Source organism: Collimonas antrihumi (assembly GCF_018304965.1).
Lineage (GTDB): Bacteria > Pseudomonadota > Gammaproteobacteria > Burkholderiales > Burkholderiaceae_D > Collimonas > Collimonas antrihumi.
In genome coordinates, this window is record NZ_JAGQED010000008.1 from 111,356 (window position 1) to 133,396 (window position 22,041).

Annotated in this window: 20 protein-coding genes; 17 read left to right on the plus strand and 3 right to left on the minus strand. The window is 57.9% G+C overall.

Translation table 11 applies throughout. The features are described from left to right. Positions 1-266: 266 nt before the first annotated feature. Entirely contained in the window at positions 267-1,517 is a 1,251-nt protein-coding gene (locus KHU29_RS09940; protein ID WP_211452649.1) for an IscS subfamily cysteine desulfurase, read from the minus strand. A gap of 275 nt (positions 1,518-1,792) precedes the next feature. Here KHU29_RS09940 and KHU29_RS09945 point away from each other — a divergent pair, with 275 nt between their 5' ends. The 10 genes from KHU29_RS09945 to KHU29_RS09990 all read left to right on the plus strand — a co-directional run bounded on the left by KHU29_RS09945 (position 1,793) and on the right by KHU29_RS09990 (position 12,303). Then, a complete protein-coding gene (locus KHU29_RS09945) occupies positions 1,793-2,722 on the plus strand; it encodes a LysR family transcriptional regulator (RefSeq protein ID WP_211452650.1) in 930 nt (309 codons plus the stop codon). Between the two features lie 93 nt (positions 2,723-2,815). Beyond that, the gene (locus KHU29_RS09950) at positions 2,816-4,276 is read left to right on the plus strand and encodes an NAD(P)-binding domain-containing protein (protein WP_211452651.1); all 1,461 of its coding nucleotides are present in this window, start codon (positions 2,816-2,818) and stop codon (positions 4,274-4,276) included. Next, positions 4,273-5,247 carry an ABC transporter permease gene (locus tag KHU29_RS09955; protein ID WP_211452652.1) on the plus strand — a complete coding sequence of 325 codons (975 nt, stop codon included), beginning with the start codon at positions 4,273-4,275 and terminating at the stop codon, positions 5,245-5,247. Before KHU29_RS09950 ends, KHU29_RS09955 begins: the two co-directional genes overlap by 4 nt. Before the next feature lie 68 nt (positions 5,248-5,315). Continuing rightward, the gene (locus KHU29_RS09960; protein WP_211452683.1) at positions 5,316-6,215 is read left to right on the plus strand and encodes an ABC transporter permease; all 900 of its coding nucleotides are present in this window, start codon (positions 5,316-5,318) and stop codon (positions 6,213-6,215) included. Further along, positions 6,212-7,219, plus strand: a complete 1,008-nt coding sequence (locus KHU29_RS09965) for an ABC transporter ATP-binding protein (protein ID WP_211452653.1) — start codon at positions 6,212-6,214, stop codon at positions 7,217-7,219. Before KHU29_RS09960 ends, KHU29_RS09965 begins: the two co-directional genes overlap by 4 nt. After that, on the plus strand, positions 7,212-8,216 hold the full coding sequence (locus KHU29_RS09970) for an ABC transporter ATP-binding protein (RefSeq protein ID WP_211452654.1): 1,005 nt from the start codon (positions 7,212-7,214) through the stop codon (positions 8,214-8,216). Before KHU29_RS09965 ends, KHU29_RS09970 begins: the two co-directional genes overlap by 8 nt. 53 nt (positions 8,217-8,269) lie before the next feature. Then, the gene (locus tag KHU29_RS09975; protein ID WP_211452655.1) at positions 8,270-9,850 is read left to right on the plus strand and encodes an ABC transporter substrate-binding protein; all 1,581 of its coding nucleotides are present in this window, start codon (positions 8,270-8,272) and stop codon (positions 9,848-9,850) included. A 1-nt stretch (position 9,851) separates the two neighbouring features. Then, positions 9,852-11,156 carry an acyl-CoA thioester hydrolase/BAAT C-terminal domain-containing protein gene (locus KHU29_RS09980; protein ID WP_211452656.1) on the plus strand — a complete coding sequence of 435 codons (1,305 nt, stop codon included), beginning with the start codon at positions 9,852-9,854 and terminating at the stop codon, positions 11,154-11,156. Next, positions 11,153-11,704, plus strand: a complete 552-nt coding sequence (locus KHU29_RS09985; protein ID WP_211452657.1) for a CMD domain protein — start codon at positions 11,153-11,155, stop codon at positions 11,702-11,704. Before KHU29_RS09980 ends, KHU29_RS09985 begins: the two co-directional genes overlap by 4 nt. After that, on the plus strand, positions 11,701-12,303 hold the full coding sequence (locus tag KHU29_RS09990; protein WP_211452658.1) for a peroxidase-related enzyme: 603 nt from the start codon (positions 11,701-11,703) through the stop codon (positions 12,301-12,303). Before KHU29_RS09985 ends, KHU29_RS09990 begins: the two co-directional genes overlap by 4 nt. A gap of 13 nt (positions 12,304-12,316) precedes the next feature. Here KHU29_RS09990 and KHU29_RS09995 read toward each other — a convergent pair whose 3' ends face one another. Beyond that, the gene (locus tag KHU29_RS09995; protein ID WP_211452659.1) at positions 12,317-14,485 is read right to left on the minus strand and encodes a TonB-dependent receptor; all 2,169 of its coding nucleotides are present in this window, start codon (positions 14,483-14,485) and stop codon (positions 12,317-12,319) included. A 326-nt stretch (positions 14,486-14,811) separates the two neighbouring features. Between KHU29_RS09995 and KHU29_RS10000 the strand changes: the two genes are divergently transcribed. Genes KHU29_RS10000 through KHU29_RS10030 form a run of 7 tightly spaced genes read left to right on the plus strand, consistent with a single transcriptional unit; the run spans position 14,812 to position 20,762 of the window. Continuing rightward, on the plus strand, positions 14,812-16,305 hold the full coding sequence (locus KHU29_RS10000; RefSeq protein ID WP_211452660.1) for a DUF4331 domain-containing protein: 1,494 nt from the start codon (positions 14,812-14,814) through the stop codon (positions 16,303-16,305). A gap of 10 nt (positions 16,306-16,315) precedes the next feature. After that, the gene (locus KHU29_RS10005) at positions 16,316-16,582 is read left to right on the plus strand and encodes a hypothetical protein (RefSeq protein ID WP_211452661.1); all 267 of its coding nucleotides are present in this window, start codon (positions 16,316-16,318) and stop codon (positions 16,580-16,582) included. 59 nt (positions 16,583-16,641) lie between these two features. Then, positions 16,642-17,130, plus strand: coding sequence for a hypothetical protein (locus tag KHU29_RS10010; protein WP_211452662.1), 489 nt, complete (start codon positions 16,642-16,644; stop codon positions 17,128-17,130). A gap of 53 nt (positions 17,131-17,183) precedes the next feature. After that, the gene (locus KHU29_RS10015) at positions 17,184-17,783 is read left to right on the plus strand and encodes a HupE/UreJ family protein (protein ID WP_343216047.1); all 600 of its coding nucleotides are present in this window, start codon (positions 17,184-17,186) and stop codon (positions 17,781-17,783) included. A 3-nt stretch (positions 17,784-17,786) separates the two neighbouring features. Next, positions 17,787-18,413 carry a HupE/UreJ family protein gene (locus KHU29_RS10020; protein ID WP_211452663.1) on the plus strand — a complete coding sequence of 209 codons (627 nt, stop codon included), beginning with the start codon at positions 17,787-17,789 and terminating at the stop codon, positions 18,411-18,413. A gap of 18 nt (positions 18,414-18,431) precedes the next feature. Further along, positions 18,432-19,613, plus strand: a complete 1,182-nt coding sequence (locus KHU29_RS10025; RefSeq protein ID WP_211452664.1) for a tetratricopeptide repeat protein — start codon at positions 18,432-18,434, stop codon at positions 19,611-19,613. A gap of 24 nt (positions 19,614-19,637) precedes the next feature. Beyond that, positions 19,638-20,762 carry a HupE/UreJ family protein gene (locus tag KHU29_RS10030; protein ID WP_211452665.1) on the plus strand — a complete coding sequence of 375 codons (1,125 nt, stop codon included), beginning with the start codon at positions 19,638-19,640 and terminating at the stop codon, positions 20,760-20,762. A 380-nt stretch (positions 20,763-21,142) separates the two neighbouring features. Here KHU29_RS10030 and KHU29_RS10035 read toward each other — a convergent pair whose 3' ends face one another. Then, positions 21,143-22,021 (minus strand): type IV pili methyl-accepting chemotaxis transducer N-terminal domain-containing protein, encoded by an 879-nt coding sequence (locus KHU29_RS10035; RefSeq protein ID WP_246541778.1) that lies wholly within the window; start codon positions 22,019-22,021, stop codon positions 21,143-21,145. Between the last annotated feature and the right edge of the window lie 20 nt (positions 22,022-22,041).

Here is a 22,041-nt window from a genome sequence, read left to right on the forward strand (position 1 = left end):
TCCAATCCGATGAGTCGCCCGCTGCACAGTCCCCCAACCGTTTTGCTCCATCCAAAACATCTTTTCGGCCAACTTGCGCTTTTTCAATCACTGTCATGTTTTCTTTCCCTACGACTGCAGAGTAGGCGACGCCAAAAAGTAAAACTAGGGATAATAAAAAATATATGGATTCCACGCGGAAACATCGCTTCATGGCGCGGGTGCCGGATGATTTTTTTAATGGCTCGCAGGGTGTGGGCACAAAGGCGTGTCCACCCTGCGGATTACTATCGTGCAGTCGTCCGAGGCTGCAGCAATTGCCTCAGCGTCGCCACCGTATAGTCGATTTCCTGCTCGGTTGTGTAGCGGCCGAATGAAAAGCGGATCGCGCTGCGCGCCAGCGCATCGGATCGCCCCAGGCTGGACAACACGTAGGACGGCGCGGCGTTGGCCGAGTTGCAGGCGGAGCCGGCCGAGACTGCGATATCCAGTAATTGCGCCGAGATCGGCGTGGCGCCGTCAAGCTCGAAGCTGAGATTCAGATTGTGCGGGACGCGTTGCAGGAGGTCGCCGTTGAGCACGACGCCGGGGCAATCGCTCAAACCATTCCACAAGCGATCACGCAAGCTGCTGATCCGCGCACTTTCGCTATCCAGCAACTGTGCCGCCAGGTTGAATGCCTCACCCATGCCGACGATTTGATGGGTTGCCAGGGTGCCGGAACGCATCCCGTTCTCGTGGCCGCCACCGTCGATCTGGGCCTCCAGTTTCAACGCCGGATCGCGGCGGACGAACAGCGCGCCGATTCCTTTGGGGCCATAAATCTTGTGCGCGCTGAACGACATCAAATTGACTTTCAAGGTACGCAGATCGATCGCAACCTTGCCCGCCGCCTGTGCCGCGTCAACGTGAAACACGATATTCCTCTCGGCACAGATTTCTCCCAATTCGGCAATCGGCTGGATCACGCCAATCTCGTTGTTGACCATCATGACCGAGGCGATGATGGTGTCCGCGCGCAGTGCCGCCTTGAATGCCGCCAGATCGATCAAACCGTTTGGCAACGGCTGCAGATAAGTCACTTCGAAACCTTCACGCTCCAGCGTGTGCATCGTGTCGAGGACTGCCTTGTGCTCGATGCTCATGGTAACCAGGTGGCGTCCACGGCCGCTATCACGCAAGGCATGGGCGGCGCCTTTCAGTGCCAGGTTGTTGGATTCCGTTGCGCCAGAGGTCCAGACGATCTCGCTGGCTTGCGCACCGACCAGCGCAGCTACCTGCCGGCGCGCTTTTTCGACAGCCGCCTTGGCTTCCCAGCCGAAGGTATGAGAACTGCTGGCCGGGTTGCCGAATTTTTCGGTCAGGTATTCACACATCTTGACTGCAACCGCAGGATCGACCGGGGTTGTGGCCGAATAGTCGAGATAGATGGGGAGTTGCAGGGGAGGGTGTGGGGCGGCAGTCGCCGCTGCGCCGCTGTTGCTTGCCGCGGCAGAGTCATCGGGTACTACGGTGGTACAGGCACTGGATGCGTTCATGGCGTGAAATCCGGAAAAAAAAGGAATTGACGTTACCTTACGATGAAAATGTTATTTGAAAAACAAATATTATTTAATTTCTATATGCATTTATCGTTGCCTGGAATGCCGGTGGCTCGCGTGGTCCAGGCGCCGTAGAACGCCATGTCAACTATTGCGGCACTGAATTGACGGCGTTCATATCGATTTCTTTTGCATTTGCTTATGCGAAATGATTATACTTAAATCGAATACATAGCGTCATATAATTCGATAAACATATATAGCGAATCCCTATGGACTTGAATCAGCTGGAAGCATTCTCGGCAGTGATGACGATCGGTAGCGTAACCGGCGCCGGGCGTAGCCTTGGCCGTTCGCAGCCGGCTGTCAGCAAGGCGGTTCAAGATCTGGAAACCGAACTCGGTTACGCATTGTTCGACCGCAACGGCCCGCGCGTGACACCGACCGACAAGGCGTTCCTGCTATATGAAGAGGTTGAGCGTTCACTGGTAGGCTTGCGCACGATACGAGAGCGGGCGTCGGAAATCGGCCGCGATGAACAGCAGCCGATTCACGTGGTCGCAACGCCAGCCCTGGCGTCGACGATTGCACCGGCGGCGCTGAAACTGGTGGAATTCCAAGGCCTGCCTGAACATATCCATCTGCGCAGCGCCTCAGCCGAGCAAGTCGTGCATTCGGTTCTACATAGAACCGTCAACCTCGGCCTGACCAGCCTGCCGGTCGCGCATCGCGGACTGGATTTGCACTGGATAGGCGAGGCGCCTTGCGTGGCGGTGATGCGCGCCGATAGCCCCCTGGCCGATTGCAGCGTGGTTACCGCTGACATGTTGCGGGGCCAACGGCTGATCACGATGTCGAATCGCTACCGGCTGCGCCAGCGCATCGACGGTGCGCTTGGCAACGGTAGCGCATTGGATGTGGCGATAGAAACCAATACCTCGTTTAACGCCATCATGGCCGCCCATGCGGGTCTCGGCGTGGCCCTGGTGGAGCCCATGACTGCGCTCGGCATGCCGATAACCGGCCTGACGGTCAAACCGCTGGCGGTGAATATCCCGTTTTATTTCGGCGTCGTCACCCCTTACGGCAAACCGATCGATGGCGTGACGCAAGCATTGATCACCGCGCTTGAGAGCGCCGCCAGGAGTATCTTGCACGGTTTCGTCAAGCGCGATGCCGACCAGCATGACGATTTGTTATAAGCCAACCGATTAATCCGTACCGATCTTGATCTCTGCACCGACGCCAATGTACAAACACACAATACTTCCACAAGCTAACCAGGAGGTGCCTCGGTGAGCCAACTTAACTCTTCTCCGGAAACGCGGCTGGCGGCACTGGAAGCACGGCTACAGCAAGATCTCGCCTGGCTGGATCTGCCGGCGAAATCCTGGGTGCCGTCGCTGACGCTTGGCGGCGAACCAGTACTGGACGTGGCCATCATCGGCGGCGGCCAGGCCGGCATGGCCGCGGCAGTATCGCTGAACCACCTGGGGATAGGCGCAGTGATTTTCGATCAGTCCCCAGCCGGTTTCGAAGGGCCTTGGGCGACCACGGCGCGCATGGAAACACTGCGCTCACCGAAAAAACTCACCGGTCCGGCGCTAGGTTTTGCCGCGCTGACTTTCCGCGCCTGGTACGAAGTGCAGTTCGGACTGGAAGCCTGGGATGCGCTGGACAAGATTCCACGCCTGCAATGGATGGATTACCTGCGCTGGTACCGGCGCGTCATGGCGCTCGATGTGCGCAACGAACATCACGTCGAGGCCATACTGCCGCGCGCCGACGGCGTGGTGGAACTGCGTATCTTGACGCCTGCCGGCGTTTCGACGGTATTGGCGCGGCGAGTGGTACTGGCCACCGGGCGCGATGGCTTGGGCGGGGCGCATTTGCCGCCGCTGGCCCTGAACTTGCCACGCCAGCGCTGGGCGCATTCTGCCGACGATCTTGATTACACCTCGCTGGCTGGCCTGCGCGTAGGCGTAATCGGCGCCGGCGCTTCGGCGATGGACAGCGCGGCGACGGCGCTGGAAGCTGGCGCCGCCAAGGTCGACCTGTTGATCCGCCGCCAGGAACTGCCACGTGTCAACAAGGGCAAGGGCGCCGGCAATCCTGGACTGACCAACGGCCATCTGTATTTACCTGATGAATGGAAGTGGCGCATCCGCCACTACATCAATATCCAGCAAACGCCGCCACCTGGCGCCAGCGTGCAGCGGGTATCCAGGTTTCCCAATGCACGTTTCATTTTTGGCGCAGCGATCAACGATATTACCGTCGGCGAAACCGGCATGCGTGTAGCTACCGCCCGCGGCGTGTTCGATCTCGATTTCCTGATTTTCTCCACTGGATTCCGTATCGACTGGACCGAGCGGCCCGAATTTTCCACCATTGCGCCGCACATCCGTAACTGGAGCGATCGTTATACGCCGCCGCCTGGCGACGAAGACGAGGAACTGGCGGATTCGCCGGATCTGGGCGCAGCGTTCGAATTCCAGCAAAAACAACCGGGCGACTTGCCGGGCCTGGAACGTGTCCATTGCTTCTGTTATCCAGCCGCACTCAGCCACGGCAGCCTGTCCGGCGACATCCCGGCGATCAGCGATGGCGCACAACGGCTGGCCCAGGGCATCGCCGCTTTGCTGTATCGCGAAAACATCGACACTCACTACCAAAATATTCAGGCATACGACGAACCGGAGCTGTTGGGCGACGAATGGACGGCGGCCGAACCAACGCCAGAGGAACGGCAATGAGCGGTGCGATCTTGCGTAGCCTGTTGCAGGCGTTGATGGTGGTGTTGCTGATGACGGTGATCGTCTTTTTCGGTTTGCACATGATCGGTAATCCGGTCGACATCCTGATCGGCCAGGATGTCGATCAAGTCGACCGCTTGCGCATCATTCACCAGCTTGGTTTGGATCAGCCGATCTGGCGCCAGTACCTGAGCTTTCTGAACGGCGCCGTACATGGCAACCTGGGCAACAGTTTCGTCTACAACGAGCCGGCGATTTTGCTGATTTTCCAGCGGCTGCCGGCGACCCTGGAGCTGGCTTTCGCGGCATTGATCATGGCAGTGCTGATCGGCATTCCGCTCGGCTTGCTGGCCGGCCTGTTCCCTGATCATCCCTTGTCGAAGATGGTGATGACCGGCAGCATCCTGGGGTTTTCCCTGCCGACCTTCTGGATCGGCCTGATGCTGATCATGGCCTTCAGCGTCTCGCTCGGCTGGCTGCCCTCCGGTGGCCGCGGCGCAACGGTGACGGTGTTCGGCGTCAAATGGTCATGGCTGACTGCCGACGGCTTGCGCCACCTGATCCTGCCGGCGCTGAATCTGTCGCTGTTCAAGATTTCACTGGTGATCCGCTTGACGCGCGCCAATGTGCGCGAGGTGCTGCCGATGGATTTCGTCAAATTTGCCCGCGCCAAAGGTTTGTCGCCGTTACGCGTGGTGTTGTCGTACGTGCTGCGTAACACCATGATTCCGCTGGTGACCGTACTCGGCCTGGAGCTGGGATCGACGATCGCCTTCGCGGTCGTGACCGAGAGCATTTTCGCCTGGCCCGGCGCCGGCAAGCTGATTCTGGATAGTATCAATGCGCTCGACCGGCCGGTCATCGTGGCTTACATGATGGTGATCGTCTGCCTGTTCGTCACGCTCAACCTGCTGGTCGACGTCTTGTACAAGCTGCTGGATCCGCGTGTGCGGGTGGAGCTCAAGGCATGAGCGCGTCGACCAAAGAAGTATCACAAGCGTTGCCGGACGCGCTGGCCGAGATACAAGCTCTGGCGACGATGGTGGCGACGCCTGCGCCGCGCCGCGAATCGCCCTGGCGCCGCATCGTCCGCGATTTCCTGTCGTCGAAGTCGGCCATGCTGGGATTGTCGGTGGCGTTGGCATTGATGATTGCGGCCCTGGCCGCCCCCTGGCTGACACCGCAAAACCCCTACGACCTGATGCAGCTGGATGTGCTCGATGCCCGGCTGCCGCCCGGCACCGCCAACGGTCTCGGCACGTTTACCTATTGGCTGGGCACCGACGGCCAAGGCCGCGACCTGTATTCCGGCATCCTCTACGGCTTGCGCATCAGCGTCGGCATCGGCGTCGGTTCGGCCCTGATTGCCGGTGTGATCGGCACCTTGGTCGGTTTGCTGGCGGCCTACGCCGGTGGCAAGGTCGATACCTTGCTGATGCGCCTGGCTGACCTGGTGCTGTCATTCCCGTCGATACTGGTGTCGATGCTGATCCTGGCCTATCTGGGCAAGGGCATCGTCAATGTGATGGCGACGCTGGTGGTGCTGGAATGGGCGTACTACGCCCGCACCGCCCGCGGCCAGGCACTGGTGGAGCGGCAAAAGGAATATGTCGAAGCCGCGCGTGGATTGGGAATCTCCGGCTGGCGCATCATGGTGCACCACATCTTGCCGAATTGCCTGCCGCCGCTGATCGTGGTCGGCACCTTGCAGATTGCGCGCGCCATCATGCTGGAAGCGACGCTCAGCTTTCTCGGCCTGGGTGTTCCGATTACCCAGCCATCGCTGGGATTGCTGATTGCCAACGGCTATCAATACATGCTGGCGGGTGAATACTGGATCAGTTTCTATCCGGGCATCGCCTTGCTGATCGTGATTGTCGCCATCAACCTGGTCGGCGACCGCTTGCGCGACGTGATGAATCCGAGGTGGCAGAAATGAGTAAGCAGTTGAGCACGCCACCGACACTCGAAGTGCGCAACCTGCGTACCCATTTCTTTACCCGCGAAGGCGTGCTGCCGGCGGTCGACGATGTCTCGCTGCGCCTGGAGCGTGGCCGCATTCTGGGCCTGGTGGGTGAATCCGGCTCGGGCAAGACCGTCACCGGTTTCTCCATATTGGGCCTGCTGGATCCGCCGGGACGCGTAGTCGGCGGCCAGATACTGTTCCAGGGACAGGATTTGCTGACACTGGATAAGCGCGCATTACGTCAGCTGCAAGGCAACCGCATCGCGATGATTTTCCAGGATCCGATGATGACCCTCAACCCGGTGCTGCGGGTCGAGACGCAAATGATCGATGCCGTACTGGCGCACAGCAAGTGCACCCGGGCGCAAGCCTGGGAACTGGCGCGCGAGACCTTGGGCATGATGGGCATCGCCAGCCCCGAGGAGCGGCTGCGCGCCTATCCGCATCAACTTTCCGGCGGCATGCGCCAGCGGGTGGCGATTGCGATCGCCATGCTGCACAAGCCGGACCTGATCATCGCCGATGAGCCGACCACGGCGCTGGATGTGACTATCCAGGCGCAGATCTTGTCTGAAGTGCAAAACCTGGCACGCCTGCATGGCACGGCGCTGATCTGGATTACGCACGATTTGTCGGTGGTAGCCGGTTTGGCCGATGAGGTCGCCGTCATGTATTCGGGTCGTATTGTAGAGCAAGGCAAGGTATCGGAGGTGCTGGACCAGCCTTTGCATCCCTATACGCAGGGGCTGATCGGCAGCCTTCCTGGCAATAACCGGCGCGGCCAGCGCTTGCGCCAGATTCCCGGCATGACGCCGAATCTGCTGCATCTGACATCGGCCTGCGCCTTCGCCGCGCGTTGCGAACGGGCCAGCGAGCTGTGCTTGCAACGTCCGGAAACCACCGAACCGGTCAGCGGCCATCTGTTGCGCTGTTTCCATCCCGCGCTGGCAACCACCACGGAGCAGCATTATGGATAAACAGACACCGTTGGTGGAAGCCAGGCTCGTCAGCAAACGCTTCGGCGAACGCAAGCCGCGGCCGTTTGAATCTGTGCTGCAGGCGCGCGGCTGGATGCGGCCCGCCGCCGTTACCCAGGCTCTGGATGCCATCGACTTGCAGGTCATGCCCGGCGAGGTGGTTGGCCTGGTCGGTGAATCCGGTTGCGGAAAATCGACGCTGGGGCGCATCGTCAGCGGTTTGCTGCCGCCGTCGGCGGGGCAGGTGCTGGTCGACGGCGAGGATCGCCACGGCTTGAGTGCCCGCAGCGAGCACGATGCCCGGTTGAAGATTCAGATGATTTTCCAGAATCCCTACGCCAGCCTGAATCCGCGGCTGCGAGTCGACCAGATCGTCGGCGAAGCGGCGCTAATCCATGGCAAGGTCGACCGCGCGGGACTGGACGATTATGTCTGCGCTCAATTGCAGCGAGCCGGTCTCGACCCGCAATTGCGCGATCGTTATCCGCACCAGTTCAGCGGCGGCCAGCGCCAGCGCATCGGTATCGCCCGCGCTTTGGCGGTGCAGCCGCAGATGCTGGTGTGCGACGAAGCGGTGGCAGCGCTGGATGTGTCGATCCAGGCGCAGATCCTGAATCTGTTCATGGATTTGCGTGAGCAGCTTGGATTGACTTATTTGTTCATCAGCCATGACCTGGGTGTGGTCGAGCATGTCTCGGACCGGGTCGTGATCATGTATCTGGGCCGGATTGTCGAGGCGGCGCCGGTCGATGACTTGTTTACGCGTCCTAATCATCCGTACACCCAAGCCTTGCTGGCCGAAGTGCCAAGGCTGCAGGCGCGCAACAAGCTGTTCACTGCGATCAAGGGTGAAATTCCGAGTCCGTTGCACCCGCCATCCGGCTGCCACTTTCATCCGCGCTGTCCGCATGCGATGCAACGCTGCCGGGAAGAAGCGCCGGTGCTGAAAGAGATCGCGCCCGGGCACCGCAGCGCCTGTCATTTGAACGATGTGTGAGACCTGACCGATCAACCGATTACTTCCATGAACACCAACCGAGGATGATGCAAATGAAAAAAACGCTTCTTTCCAGCCTGCTGGCGATTGCCTTGCTAGGCGCAGCCGCCAGCGCGCAAATCCAGGCCCAGACGCTGAATATCGCTTTCGCCGATCCCTTGTCGTCGCTCGATCCGCAACTCAATAATCATGCGGGCGACCGTTCCGTCGACCTGCATTTCTGGGATTTGCTGGTAGAGAATAATTACAACAAGCTGCAACCCGGCCTGGCAGTGAGCTGGAAGAATATCGACCCGAAGACCTGGGAATTCAAGCTGCGCAACAACGTCAAATGGCAGGATGGCACGCCGTTTACTGCTGCCGACGTGATTTTCTCCTACCAGCGCGCACGTAGTGTGCCAGGTAGTGTGGCGACTTTCGCTGGTTACCTGCGCACGGTGGAATCGGTGACCGCCAAGGATCCGTTGACGTTGATTATCAAGACCAACATCCCCAATCCCGATCTGCCGCTGAATCTGGCGTCGGTGCATATCGTCAGCAAGCACATTGGTGAAAAATCGAGCACAGAGAACTACAACAGCGGCGTTGCCGAAGTCGGTACCGGTCCGTATAAATTCGTCGCCTACACGCCAGGCGACCGCGTCGTCATGGAGCGCAGCAACGACTATTGGGGCGCCAAGCCGATATGGGAAAAGGTTAACTACCGCTACATCAATAACGCGGCTGCGCGCACCGCGGCATTGCTGTCCGGCGATGTCGACGTGATCGACAAGGTCTCGGTATCCGACCTGGCCAAGCTCAAGCAATCGCCGAACGTCAAGGTTTTCCCTTATAACGGCTTGCGCGTGTTGCTGTTGCAACCAAGTTTCCATCAAGGCGCTAATCCATACATCACCGATAACAACGGTAAACTGCTGGAAAAGAATCCGCTGCTAGACGTCCGCGTGCGACAAGCAATGACGCTGGCGATCAATCGCAAGGCGCTGGTCGACCGTATCCTGCAAGGTGCGGCTACCGAAGCCAATCAATGGATGCCGGCCGATACCTTCGGCTACAACCCTGACATCAAGAACATTCCCAACGATGTCAATCAAGCCAAGAAACTGCTGGCCGAAGCCGGTTTCCCGCAAGGCTTCAAGCTGACCATCCATGTGCCTAACGACCGGTATCCGCAAGCACCGGAAACCGCCCAGGCGATCGCCCAGTTCTGGACCCGTGTCGGCATCAAGACCCAGGTTGAAGTTTTGCCTTGGTCATCTTACGCGGCACGCGCCAACAAGAACGAATTCGCCGTCAGCATGCTGGCATGGGGCAATGGCACCGGCGAAGCCAGCTACGCGCTGGTGAACGTGCTGGCGAGTGTCGATGGCAAGAAGGGATTGGGCGCTTCGAACTGGGGCCATTACAGTAATCCCGCAATAGACAAGGCGCTGGCCGATTCGACCGCTGAATTCGATAGCGCCAAGCGTGAAGCGATCCTGCGTCAGGCGGCCAAGATCGTCTCCGACGATGCCGGTGTGATTCCGCTGTATCACTACCAGAATATCTGGGCAGCGAAAAAAGGCCTGAAAGTGACACCGGTCAGCAGCGATCGCACCACCGCCATGATGGTGACTCAGGACGGGAAGAAATAAGATGCTTGAACTCAGCGTCAGTCCGTCTGACGACCTGATCGACGTCCCGCGCCGCATCGTCGTCAGCGGTGCGGCGCCGGGCGAGTCGGTCGAAATCAGCAGTCGCACGCTGCGCGCCGGCATCCCCTGGCGCAGCCGCGCCCGCTTTGTAGCCGACGCCCAAGGGCAGTTGGACCTGACGCTGGCCGAAGCGGTCGAAGGCGACTATCCTGGCGTTTCGGCGATGGGCTTGTTATGGTCGCAAGTGCCGGAGCTGGCCGGACGCCGTGAAGTGTTCAACGCCGACGTCCGGCAACCGCTCGTTACCGTCCTGCATGCCACGGTGGCCAGCGGCAGCGTCTCTGCCGAACTGGTACAACGCCTGTGCAGGGAAGGGGTGACACGCAGCGATTTGCGCGAGGAAGGACTGGTCGGCACGCTGTTCCTGCCAGCCGGTGACGGCCCGCATCCGGCGGTGATGATACTCAACGGCTCCGGCGGCGGCATCAACGAGGCGCGCGCAGCTTTGTACGCATCTCGTGGCTATGCGGCTTTGGCTCTGGCATATTTCAAGGCGCCCGGTTTATCGGACTATATCTCCAACACGCCGCTGGAATATTTTCAGGCAGGCCTGGACTGGATCCGGCGCAACCTCAAGCCGCAGTCGGATTTCGTCGCCATCAGCGGTCAATCGCGTGGCGGTGAACTGGTATTGCTGCTCGGCGCGACCTTCCCGCAACAGGTATCGGCGGTGCTGGCATACGTACCGAGTGCGCTGATACATAGCGGCCAGAACGCCGCCGACCCGGCAATCGGGCGTGAAGGACCAACCTGGCTCCTGGGCGGCAAGCCCTTGCCGCACCAATGGGAAAGCAATCGCACGGCTAGCTGGTTACCGTTCGACCAAGGTCCGCCGCCGCATCGTCACGCGCTGGCGATGCTGACTGCCTTGCAAGACGAGGAGGCGGTACAGCGAGCCCGCATTGCTGTGGAAAATATCCAGGCGCCGGTATTGCTGTTGTCAGCCGGCGATGACGGTTCATGGCCGTCCAGCACGTATGCCCGGATGGTCAGCGACAAACTGCAAGAGGTGGCGCATCCGTATCCGGTCGTATGGCAGGACTACCAGGATGCCGGACATGCAATCCTGTTTCCGTATGTCCCGACCACCCAGCTTAGCTATGCCCACCCGGTCTCGGGACGGGTCAGCACAGGCGGCGGCCAGCCGGCGCCGAATGCCGAAGCGGACCGAGATTCCTGGCAACAGGCACTGGCGTTTCTGGAGCACGCAGTCGCTGTACACACATCTAAAAAGGAAATCTCATGACGATGCAAACATACGACATCGAGAATGATGTCATCGATCGGCTGGTCGGCTTGCAGCCGGGTGGCAGAACCCACGCTTTGCGTCATCAGCGTGAAAAGGTTGCCGCTGCGACGCAAGGCAGCTACGACACGCTATTCGATCCGGCATTGGCAGACATCGGCCTGGACGAACGGCTGCTGGTGGCGCTGTACGCCTGCCGGCTGAGCGGCGCTAGCGATCTGGCAGGGCATTACCGTGAACGGCTGGTGTCGCAGGCTGTAGACGTACAGGAATTGACAGCCGCATCGGAAGGGCAGCCGGAGCAGTTGCCGGCCGGCCGCATGCGGGCCATGTTGACCTATACGCGTGCGTTGACGCAACGGCCGGTCGAGGGAGATCAGGAAGCACTGCGGAGCTTGCCCGCGGCCGGCATCAGCACGCCGGCAGTGGTGGCGCTGTCGCAACTGATTGCCTTTATCTCATATCAAGTACGTGTGGTTGCCGGTTTGAAAGCGATGGAACTGGCCACGAAATCGGCCACACCGTCGTTGCGCAAGGAGCACGCATGAGCACTATCATCAAGTCGCATGGATTCACCAATGAAGTGCTGGACTGGAAAGCATGGCTGGATGTGATCGATATCGAGAACGCCACCGCCGACCAGATCAAGGTGCTGGAAGAAAGCCATCCCAAGGCGAAGGTGTCGGATTATTACCTGTTCCTCGGTCATCAGCCGGACATCTTGCGCCAACGTTCGGCTGCTTTCAACGCCATCATGTATGCACCTGGCGGCATGTCGCGCGCCGAGCGTGAGTTGGGGGCGATGGTGGTGTCGCGCATCAACGGCTGCGTCTATTGCGCCTCGGTCCACGCGCAACGCTTCGAGCAGTTGGCGAAACGCAACGATACCGTGCAACAGGTTTTTGACGATCCCTACGCAGCCGGGATCAATGCGCGCGAACAGGCGATTTCCAAATTTTCAGCCGAACTCACCGATGCCCCTGGCGAATTGAATGCCGCTAGTATCCAGGCCTTGCAGGAGGTCGGTTTGACCGAACTGGAAATCCTCGACCTGATTCACTCGGTAGCCATTTTCGCTTGGGCCAACCGGTTGATGCTGAATCTGGGGGAGCCTGTGTTTCCGGCTGCCGCCGCGACGCTGGAATAAGCTAGCCGGCCATTTAATAATTGAGTCTCAAAGTCAGGCGCAGCTGGCGCGGCTCGCCGGGGTGCACTGTGACGCCGCTTGGCACCACGGCACTGCCGGGCGATACCTGATAGTCCTGCTGATAGGCGATATCGTAGTACTGGCGGTTGAACAGGTTGAGTGCGTCCAGCGATATCGACATCCGTGGAGAAATTTCACGCTGTATCCGAAGATTGGTGACGATCGCCGATTGCGCTGTCAGGCTGCCGTCCTGCGCCAGCGGATAAGGGCCTATATAGCGTGTTTCCAGTCCTGCCGACCAAGGCCCCAGGTGCTGCAGCGTCGCCCGTAACAGTGCGACCTTGCTGACCGCATTAGGAATCATGTTGCCCATGGTGCCGTTATCGTTCATTTTCGCGTAGCGCGCATGGGTCCAGGCGAAGTCGGCGTCGAGCAGCAGCCAGCGATTGACGATCCAATGGTTGTTCCACTCGATGCCATGGCGTTTGCTGGCGCCGTTGGGCGCCGTACTGCCTATGGCGGAGTCGGCAGAATAGGTAATTTCGGAATCGCTGTTCAGGCTCCAGAGGGCCAGCGAGCTTTGCAGCCCGTCGATGATTTCAGTACGCACGCCGAATTCCTTGCCGGTACTGCCGACCAGCGCCGGCACCGCCGACGACGGCGCGCCGGTGGTTGGATCTATCTTGTCGATCACGCCGCGCGCATCGTTGCTATGAAAGCCCTTGCCGACATTGACAAAAAATTCGGTCTTCGCCCATGGCCCGAGGATAATCGACAATTTGGGAGACACCCGGCTGCCGGACCCCGAACCGGAATTTTGCGACAACGAATACGATGTCATATTCATGGCGACACGGTCGACACGGGCGCCAGCCAGCGTGCGCAGCCAGTCGCTCCAGATCGTCGTGTTTTGCAGATACAGGCCAGCCATGGTTTCACTGACCTTGTCATCGGTAACCGTCTCAAAAGGAATGCGGGCCTGGGTGTTCTGCAAGCTGACGTCGATATTGTCATGCCGCAACTGCAAGCCCAGCTCCGTCGTTGAGTCATGTCCCAGCAAGCCATGCGTCCAGCCCTTGACGGCCTGGGCGCCAAGGATATTGCGGCTCTCAGCTTGCTGAAACTGGTCGCCTGTGGCTGGGCGCAATTCAAAGAACGTAAAATTCGACCAGAGTTTCAGGCGGTAATGCTCCGCGTAAGCCGAGATCCTGCTATAGCCGCCGTCGCCGTCATGGCTATGCCACTCTCCTGACAGAATCGCCCGTCCGCTATTGCCGCCGTCGGTCGGGTCGAGTGCGGAAAAGCGTCCCAGTTGCCCCGAATTGATCAGTTCCAGCGGAATCTGGTCGCTTGAATTCCATTTGGCGTCGTAGTAAATTCCATCGATTGACCAGCCGCTTGCCTGACTACCGTCACTGAGTCGCACCAGCGCATTCGTCTTGCGCAATTCTTCCTTTAACGCCCACGGCCCGTTATTGCGCATGACTTCAAGCGCACCGAGTAAAGCCGGTCCTTGCTTGATTGCATCTACCCCGCTTTCAGGGCTCTGCTGTGGTTGTGAGAGCATAATGGAACCGGCGACCAGTGCCCGCCGGTAACCATATGCGCCTCCAGTTAAATCGATGATGTTGTGGTCAAGACTCTTGCGATACTGGATGTCGGCCGAGCCAGCCGAGGAGAAATCGCCAGTGTGGGCGAAGTAGGGGCCTTTGCGGTAGTCGATGCGATCGACCAGTTCGGGAATCAGGAAGTTCAGATCGGAATAACCCTGGCCGTGGGCGTGGGTGGGCATATTCACTGGAATGCCGTCAACGCTGGTGGCGAAATCGGTGCCATGGTCAAGATTGTAGCCTCGCAGAAAATATTGATTGGCCTTGCCATCGCCGGAATGCTGGGTTACCACCAATCCGGGTACCGTCTCCAACACCTCACCGGGCCTTAGCAACGGCAAGTCCTGCAATAACTCGCCGCGTACAACGCCCTGAGATGCGGCGTTCGAGGTGCCGACAGCATTTTCATAGTGACCTTCGACCGTCACGGTGGGCAACATGACGTCGCCGCTACCCGGTTGAGATGCCTGCGGGAACGTTTCCTCTACGTGCCGATTCTGGCCAACCTGAGCCAAGGCCGCGTCGCCACACAAGCATAGGAAAACTGCGGTTATCCACGGTATTGCGCGCATGTCGTCCTATCTCCTCGAAATAGTTTCTTTTTCGTCATTTTCATGCGGCAACGGCATAAAACCGCATTCATTTCATATACGCAGTTTTTCTTGAGACGGATTCTTTTTCTTTTACCTGATTCGGACGGCTACAAATATGCAAGATAATTCCATTTTGACAATGAATTTCTTGGCATATTGTTCGTGCTCAAACATCTTCTGAAAATAAATCTCAAATTTTTGCATCCAGTTCAAAGTCGCCTGCGTAAACATGCAAGGCGCTACAGAAGCGATCGTTGACGCCCTGCAACGTCGAAACTTCACATGTCATTCAACCGGAGAATAAGATGAAATCAGTAGCGAGATCGGTAGCGAGTACTGCGCTTGGGATAGCCGCCGGATGTTTGCTGATTGCCGGAAATGTTTCGGCATCCAGTCATAGGGAATCCCCATTTGTGACCCAGAACCCGAAAGTCGATGGCACAGACTTTTATATGTTTCGCAGTTATGAAACGGGGCGTAGCGGCTTTGTCACCATAGTCGCCAATTACCAGCCTTTTCAAGACGGCTTTGGCGGCCCTAATTTTTTCATGATGGATCCAAAGGCGTTATATGAAATTCATATCGATAACGTCGGCGATGGACACGAACATATCACCTATCAATTCCGTTTCAGTAATAATCTGCTTGATCTTGCCGTGCCGGTGGGCGGCAAGAATGTTTCGGTGCCGTTAATTAATATCGGCGCGATCAACGCTCCTAAGTCCGCAACACTCAATGTTCAGGAGAGTTACACCATTACCATGGTGACAGGCGATCGCCGCACAGGTACGGCTGCATCAATCACCAATGCCGCCAACGGCAGCACCTCATTCGACAAGCCGGTTGACTACATCGGTAACAAGTCGTTGCCTAACTACGCTGCCTATGCCGCGCAACACATCTACAACATCAATATTCCAGGCTGTAGCACGCCGGGTAAGGTGTTTGTCGGTCAGCGCAAGGATCCGTTTGTCGTGAATCTGGGAGGCACGTTTGACCTGGTGAACATCACTGCGCCGGCAACGGCATTTGATCCCCAGGCGGAAAATAAAGGGTTGGACAACCTCAAGCTCAAGAACGTCACCGCCATCGAAATGGAAGTGCCTATTTCTTGCCTGGCGACTACTGCCGACCCGGTTATTGGCGGCTGGACGACTGCCAGCGTGCGTCAGGCGAGGCTGATTAATCCAGCGCCTGGCGCCGGTGTGGGCCTGGCTAGCAAGGAAGGTGGCGCCTGGTCGCAAGTCTCTCGGCTGGGTATGCCACTGGTAAATGAAGTGGTGATCGGCCTCAAGGATAAAGACCGCTTCAACACCAGCAAGCCTTCTGACGACGGCCAATTCCTGAGTTACGTGACCAATCCTACGTTACCGGCGCTGCTGGAAATCCTGTTTAGCAGCGCTGGCGTCAAAGCGCCGACCAATATCCCGCGTAATGACCTGGTCACCGCATTTTTAACCGGTGTGCCTGGCATCAATCAGCAAAAAACGGTGACGCCATCGGAGATGTTGCGTCTGAATACCAGCACTCCAGTGGCCGCTCCGGCTTCGCAAAGCCGTCTCGGCGTGATCGGCGGAGATTCTGCCGGCTTTCCGAACGGCCGTCGTCCGGGTGATGACGTGGTTGATATTGCATTGCGCGTGGTCATGGGCCGGTTATGCACTTTGAATATCGGCTGCGCACCGGCGAGCGCACCTTCCGGCGCGATCGATTTTACCGATGGCGCCTTCGTGGACTCAACATTCTTCGACAGCACCTTCCCGTACCTGAAGACCCCGGTGCCCGGCGTGTTTAACTAAGGAGCTTATGATGAAACGCCTTATGACATCGATATTGATCGTCGGCGCGGGACTGGCTTTGAGCGCTTGCGGCGGCAGCGACGGCTCCTCATCGAATTTGGGAGGAACTCCGACGCCTGCGCCGGCGCCAGCTCCGGCTCCAGCGCCTGTTGCGGATGCATTCACGCTGCAGGTTGAACAAATTGCGAATACCACGTCGGAAACCACAACACCGGTATCGACTGATTCGATCGCGGTAACGCAATCAGAAACCACGAGCCCGGTTCCCATCAATTGAAGACCGGCAGCACATCCATCCGCCGCTGGCGAGTGGATGTGCATTCAAGGAGTATCGCGATGAATATCCGCATGTATTTGTTCGCCTTCGCGCTCACGGCATTGACAGCGACTGCGCATGCCGCAAAACCTTCGCCGGAATATATCAATCAGTTGGGCAAGGTCTATTCAGGTATCCGCAGCGCGCGAGATCAGCGCGACATCTGTAAAACCATGTACCCGCAGCAGCACGCCAGTTACGATCAGGCGTGGCAGAGCTGGCAAAACAAAAACCACGATCTGGTAACAGAGTTCGATCGTCGCTTCGACCGCTATCTGCGCGACCTGGCCGGTGGCAACATGGTTAAGTACAAACAATACAAAGTGATTATGGAAAACAAGTTTTCTGAATCGAAGATGGCTCGTGCCAGTGCCTTGCAACACGCAAGCCCGGCCCAAGTCCAGCAAACGTGCCAAAGCTATGCCACCAATTTAGCGGGTAGCGCCGACCCTGCTCATGTCTACGCACGGGAAATATCCGATAGCCGGCGCTTGGTCCCCCAAGTTTGAATTGTCTTGGCCTGATGCCGGGCAGGTCAAAAATAACAAAAGGGAGATAAATCGTGTTGCATAAAGAATTGAAACTCGCGATGCTGTTGCTGCTGTCCGTCATGGCAAGCGCTGCCTCCGCACACATCGGACAGGGCGACATGGCGGGTGGTTTCAAGACCGGCTTTTTGCACCCGATTTCAGGGCTGGATCATGTGATTGCCATGGTCGCAGTCGGTTTGTGGGGAGCACAATTGGGCCGTCCGGCGATATGGGTACTACCTGTCACATTTCCTCTGGTGATGACCATCGGTGGCGTGATGGGAGTACTCGGCGTTCCGCTGCATGGAATCGAGGTCGGCATTGCGATGTCGGCTCTGGTACTTGGCGGCATGATCTCCTTTGCAGTTCGGCCGCCGCTTTGGATTGCAGGTTTGATTGTTGCCGGCTTTGCGATTTGCCACGGTTTTGCCCACGGCGCCGAATTGCCGTCGTCAGCCAATCCGCTGACGTTCGCGATAGGTTTCGTACTAGCCACCGGCTTGCTCCATGCCTGCGGGATCGTTCTCGGGCTGTTATACAAATGGCGCGCCGGACAATATGCATTGCGAATGGGTGGTCTTGCGATAGCACTCGGAGGCGCTTATTTCCTCAATCTGGCGATGACAGGGTGAGCCATGCTTAGCCGATTTTATCGTGCCGGAGGTTCATTTACAGTCATCGCCCTTAGCGCGTGGCCGTCACTTGCCCATGCGCATGCGGCATTTGTCGGCATTGGCGATTTCTACGCTGGCGTGCTGCATCCGATCACCTCCCCGGAGCACATCATGCTGCTGCTGGCATTGGGCTTGCTGGCGGGGCAAAACGGCCGCCAGCGCTGCTGCTTCCTGTTGGCCGTTTTTCCTGTGGCAGTCCTGGCCGGGGCAATCGTCTCGCGACACTGGATGGTTCCGCAAAGCATGTTCGCCATCAATGTGTCCACCGTGATTGCAGCGGGTATCTTCCTGGCGATCGGACGACAGCAGCCGCGCTCCGTGCTGGGCCTGTTTGCGGCGTTTGCCGGCATCACATTCGGCATGGCCAACGGCTCGGCGATAGAAGGTCAGATGGCGCCCGCCGCATTCTTTTCCGGAATGACGGCTGTCGCTTTTTTGACGCTAGCCTATGTGACGGCGGCAGGAGATAGTTTGCTCAGACTGCGCCAGGGATGGATCAATATCGGTTTGCGGGTGGCCGGCAGCTGGGCGATTGCCATCGGCGTGCTGGTACTTAGTCTGGCCAGCCGTCAGTGGCTGCCAGGATAATCCAGGGAGAAATTGAACATGCGGCCAGTTTTTATCCTTGCGGGTGCTTTAGCCGCCATGCTGCTGGCGCCGCTTGCGCGCGCCGAACCGTTCAAACCTGTTGACGACGCCATGGTGCTGGAAATGCTGCCCCGCCGCGACAACGACGCGCTGAACGCGCGCATCGCCTGGCTGCGTGGGCAACTGAATGCCGCACCTGGCGATTTCAAACTCGCCAGCAAACTGTCCGAGCAACACCTGAGCCGTTTCCGCCGCGATAGCGATCCGCGCGATCTGGGGCAAGCCGAAGCTGTCATCGCCCCTTGGCTGAACACGGCAGAGCCACCGGCGCTGGCACTCATCCTGCGGGCTAGCGTACAACAAAGCAATCACCAGTTTGAGGCCGCGTTGAGCAACCTGGATCGCGCCATGAATAAAGCGCCCGGCAACCCGCAGGCTTTATTGATGCGAGCCAGCATTTTGCAAGTTCAAGGGCGTTACGCACAAGCAAGGGAAAGCTGTGGCGCGCTGATTTTTCAAGATGCCGTCTTCGCCGGGATTTGCCTGGCGAACGTCATGGCAGTGAGCGGCCAACCCGATCAGGCCATGGCGCTGTTGCAACGGTTTATCGCCCAGGCGCCGGTAGAGCAGGGGATACAAGCCTGGGCCGCGGTCAGCCTGGCAGAAGCCGCCGCCTCAATCGGCCAAGATGGACAAGCCGAAACGGCGCTACGTCTTGGGCTAGCCGCCAACCCACGAGATGCGTATCTGAAGACAGCGATGGCCGATTTTTTGCTGGAACACCATCGGCCGCGCGAAGTGCTTCCTCTCCTGGCGGATGATATCCGTAACGACAATCTGCTGTTGCGGCTGGCAATGGCCGAACAGCAGCTGGCCAGTCCTGATGCAAAGAGCCACATCGAAGACCTGCAAGCGCGTTTTGCGGCAGCGGCGGCGCGCGGCGATCGCGTGCATCTGCGTGAGGAAGCCATGTTTCGGCTGACCTTGCTGAATCAGCCGGAAGCCGCATTGCAGCTGGCACAGGCTAACTGGATAGTACAAAAAGAGCTGGCAGATTGCCGTATTTTGCTGGCCACGGCGGCCGCAGCACATCAGCCCGGCGCTGCCAAACCGGCCCTGGACTGGCTGACAGCCGCCCGTCTCCGGGCTCCTTCATTACTCACGTTAGCGCAACGCGTCCAGCAACTGGCTGCACGCTAGATACCGGCAAACAAAGGCACAAAGATGAACCACGGATGGAAAACTCTGCTGATATGCTGGTTGCTCGGCCTTTCATCTCCGGCCCTGGCGCATAAGCCCAGCGACAGCTATTTGACCATAAGTGTCGATGGCAATGATCTGCGCGGGCGATGGGATGTCGCCTTGCGAGATCTGGATACCCCGCTGGTGCTGGATACCGACGGCAACGGCAAGCTGACCTGGGGGGAACTCAAGCCACGGCAGGCTGACATCATCCGCTACGTGTTTACGCATATTTCCCTGTCCTCGGCGGGGCAAACCTGTCCGCTGCAGCCGAAAGACATGCTGATCGACCATCATACCGATGGCGCCTACGCCGTATTGCTGTTCAATGCCAGATGCGCGGTACAACCGGCAAAACTGGAAATCGACTATCGATTGTTTGCCGATATCGATACGCTGCACAAAGGGCTGATCAATGTGATTAACGATGGCGCCATGGCGACGGCGATACTGGGGCTGGATCATCCGCAGGAAGTTCTCGACCTGCGTGGCAAGCCGCTTCACAGCGTCTTCACCGATTTCATGTTGGACGGTATGTGGCATATCTGGCGGGGCTTCGACCACGCGTTGTTCCTGATTGCACTATTGCTCCCCGCATCATGGGTGGCAAGAGGGCACGGCTGGGAAGCCGTGGACTCACCCAGGCCCGTCGTCCTTGAGTTGTTGCGCATAGTAACTGCATTTACCGCGGCGCATGCAATCACGCTCACGCTGGCAACTTTCCATCTCGTCAGCTTGCCCGCGGCCTTGGTGGAAATCGGGATTGCCGTCACCATTTTACTTGCCGCAGTCAACAATATTTACCCTGTCGTCCAGCGACGCTTGTGGCTAGTCGCATTCGCGTTCGGATTGATACACGGTTTTGGCTTTGCCAACGTACTGATCGACATGGCGTTGCCTCCACTCCATCTGGCGGTCGCGCTTGCCGGTTTCAACCTCGGGGTTGAAGCTGGTCAATTGGGTATCGTCATATTGTTGCTGCCGGTGTTGTACATGTACCGGCAACAACGGTGGTTCAAGCGCGTGGCGCTGTATGGCGGATCGGGAGCGATATCGATATTCGCCGTAATGTGGATCATGGAGCGCAGTGCAATGTTGACTGGATAAGTGCGGGGGAATGGATGGTGAAAATACACTATTCCTGTTCCGGCTTAAAACAAATCCACACCAGAGCTTAATGCCGTTAAGTCAAGGTTACCGGTTATAGCGCTTGGCACGTCATTCCCGCGAACGCGGGAATCCATTTTAACCACCATACTGTGCAACATGGATCCCCGCGTTCGCGGGGATGACGGAGTGACCGCACTGGTCCATCTAAAGAATACCGTTCGTGGCTTAACTTAACGGCATTAACACCAGAGTTTCCTTTGACTGTCACGCCGATGCCGTCAGCATCGACGTCATCGGTTTGAAACAAATCGGAAAAGTCGCAGCACTCCTGGGTCAGCATGACGATCGATGAAATGAAAACGCTTTTAATTGTTTCATCAGCCAAGCTGCTGATACAACCCGGTAACGCCGTCCATCACCTCCAATATGCGCTCGCTGGTGGTGGCGACGTTGATCGCATATTGCTGACGGTTTCTTTGATCTCCGCTTTGACGCAGCGCTCCATCAAAAAACATCCATTGTTGCTGCGCCAAGAGCAATTCATCACGGATTCTTGCCGTGTTGCCGGCCGAATTGCTCAGTATTTGCATGCCGCTTGTGAATTCCTTGCGCGCCAGTTCCAATTTGCCCGTGGCATCGGCCGGCGCCACATCCCATTGCAGCGCCTGATAGAACTTAGCCATTCTTTGCGACAGCATGCGTTGGCGTCCGGAGATGTTTACCAATTGACCGCTGGTACTGCCGGAATATTTTTCCAGTTGTACCGTGGCAGTTTGAGCCATCGCCAGCAGCTCCTCATTGATGACCATGATGTTTCTGGCATCCTGTTGATTAGGCGTTTGCCCCACCAATGCCTGTTTGTAGCTAAGCCAGGTTTTCTCCATTTCGGTTAATACCAGCTTGTTATCGTTGGTTGGAGCAAAAATGCGAAGCTCAGCAAGCTGCCGTTCAAAAAGGTGAAGGGAGGCATCCAGGATTTTCCTGGAACGCTCCGCATCAATTGTTTGCCCTAGTTGCAAATAAGCCTTGGCCAAGCGTTGCGACAGCATCCTTTGTCGCCCTGACTTGTTGATGGCGTCGTTGATGTTGAGAATCTGCGCCAACGTATAGGAAAACACTCCCAGGCTACCTGCAATGACAATCGTCTTGCCGAGAAAACGTCTTCTATCCATTTTGTTGTTCTCCGTTGTTAAGTTAATCCATGTTTGTTTCCAATTGCAAATTTCATGCCTGATCCCGTCACCAAAACAGGGCATGCAATCATCAAAACGTCATC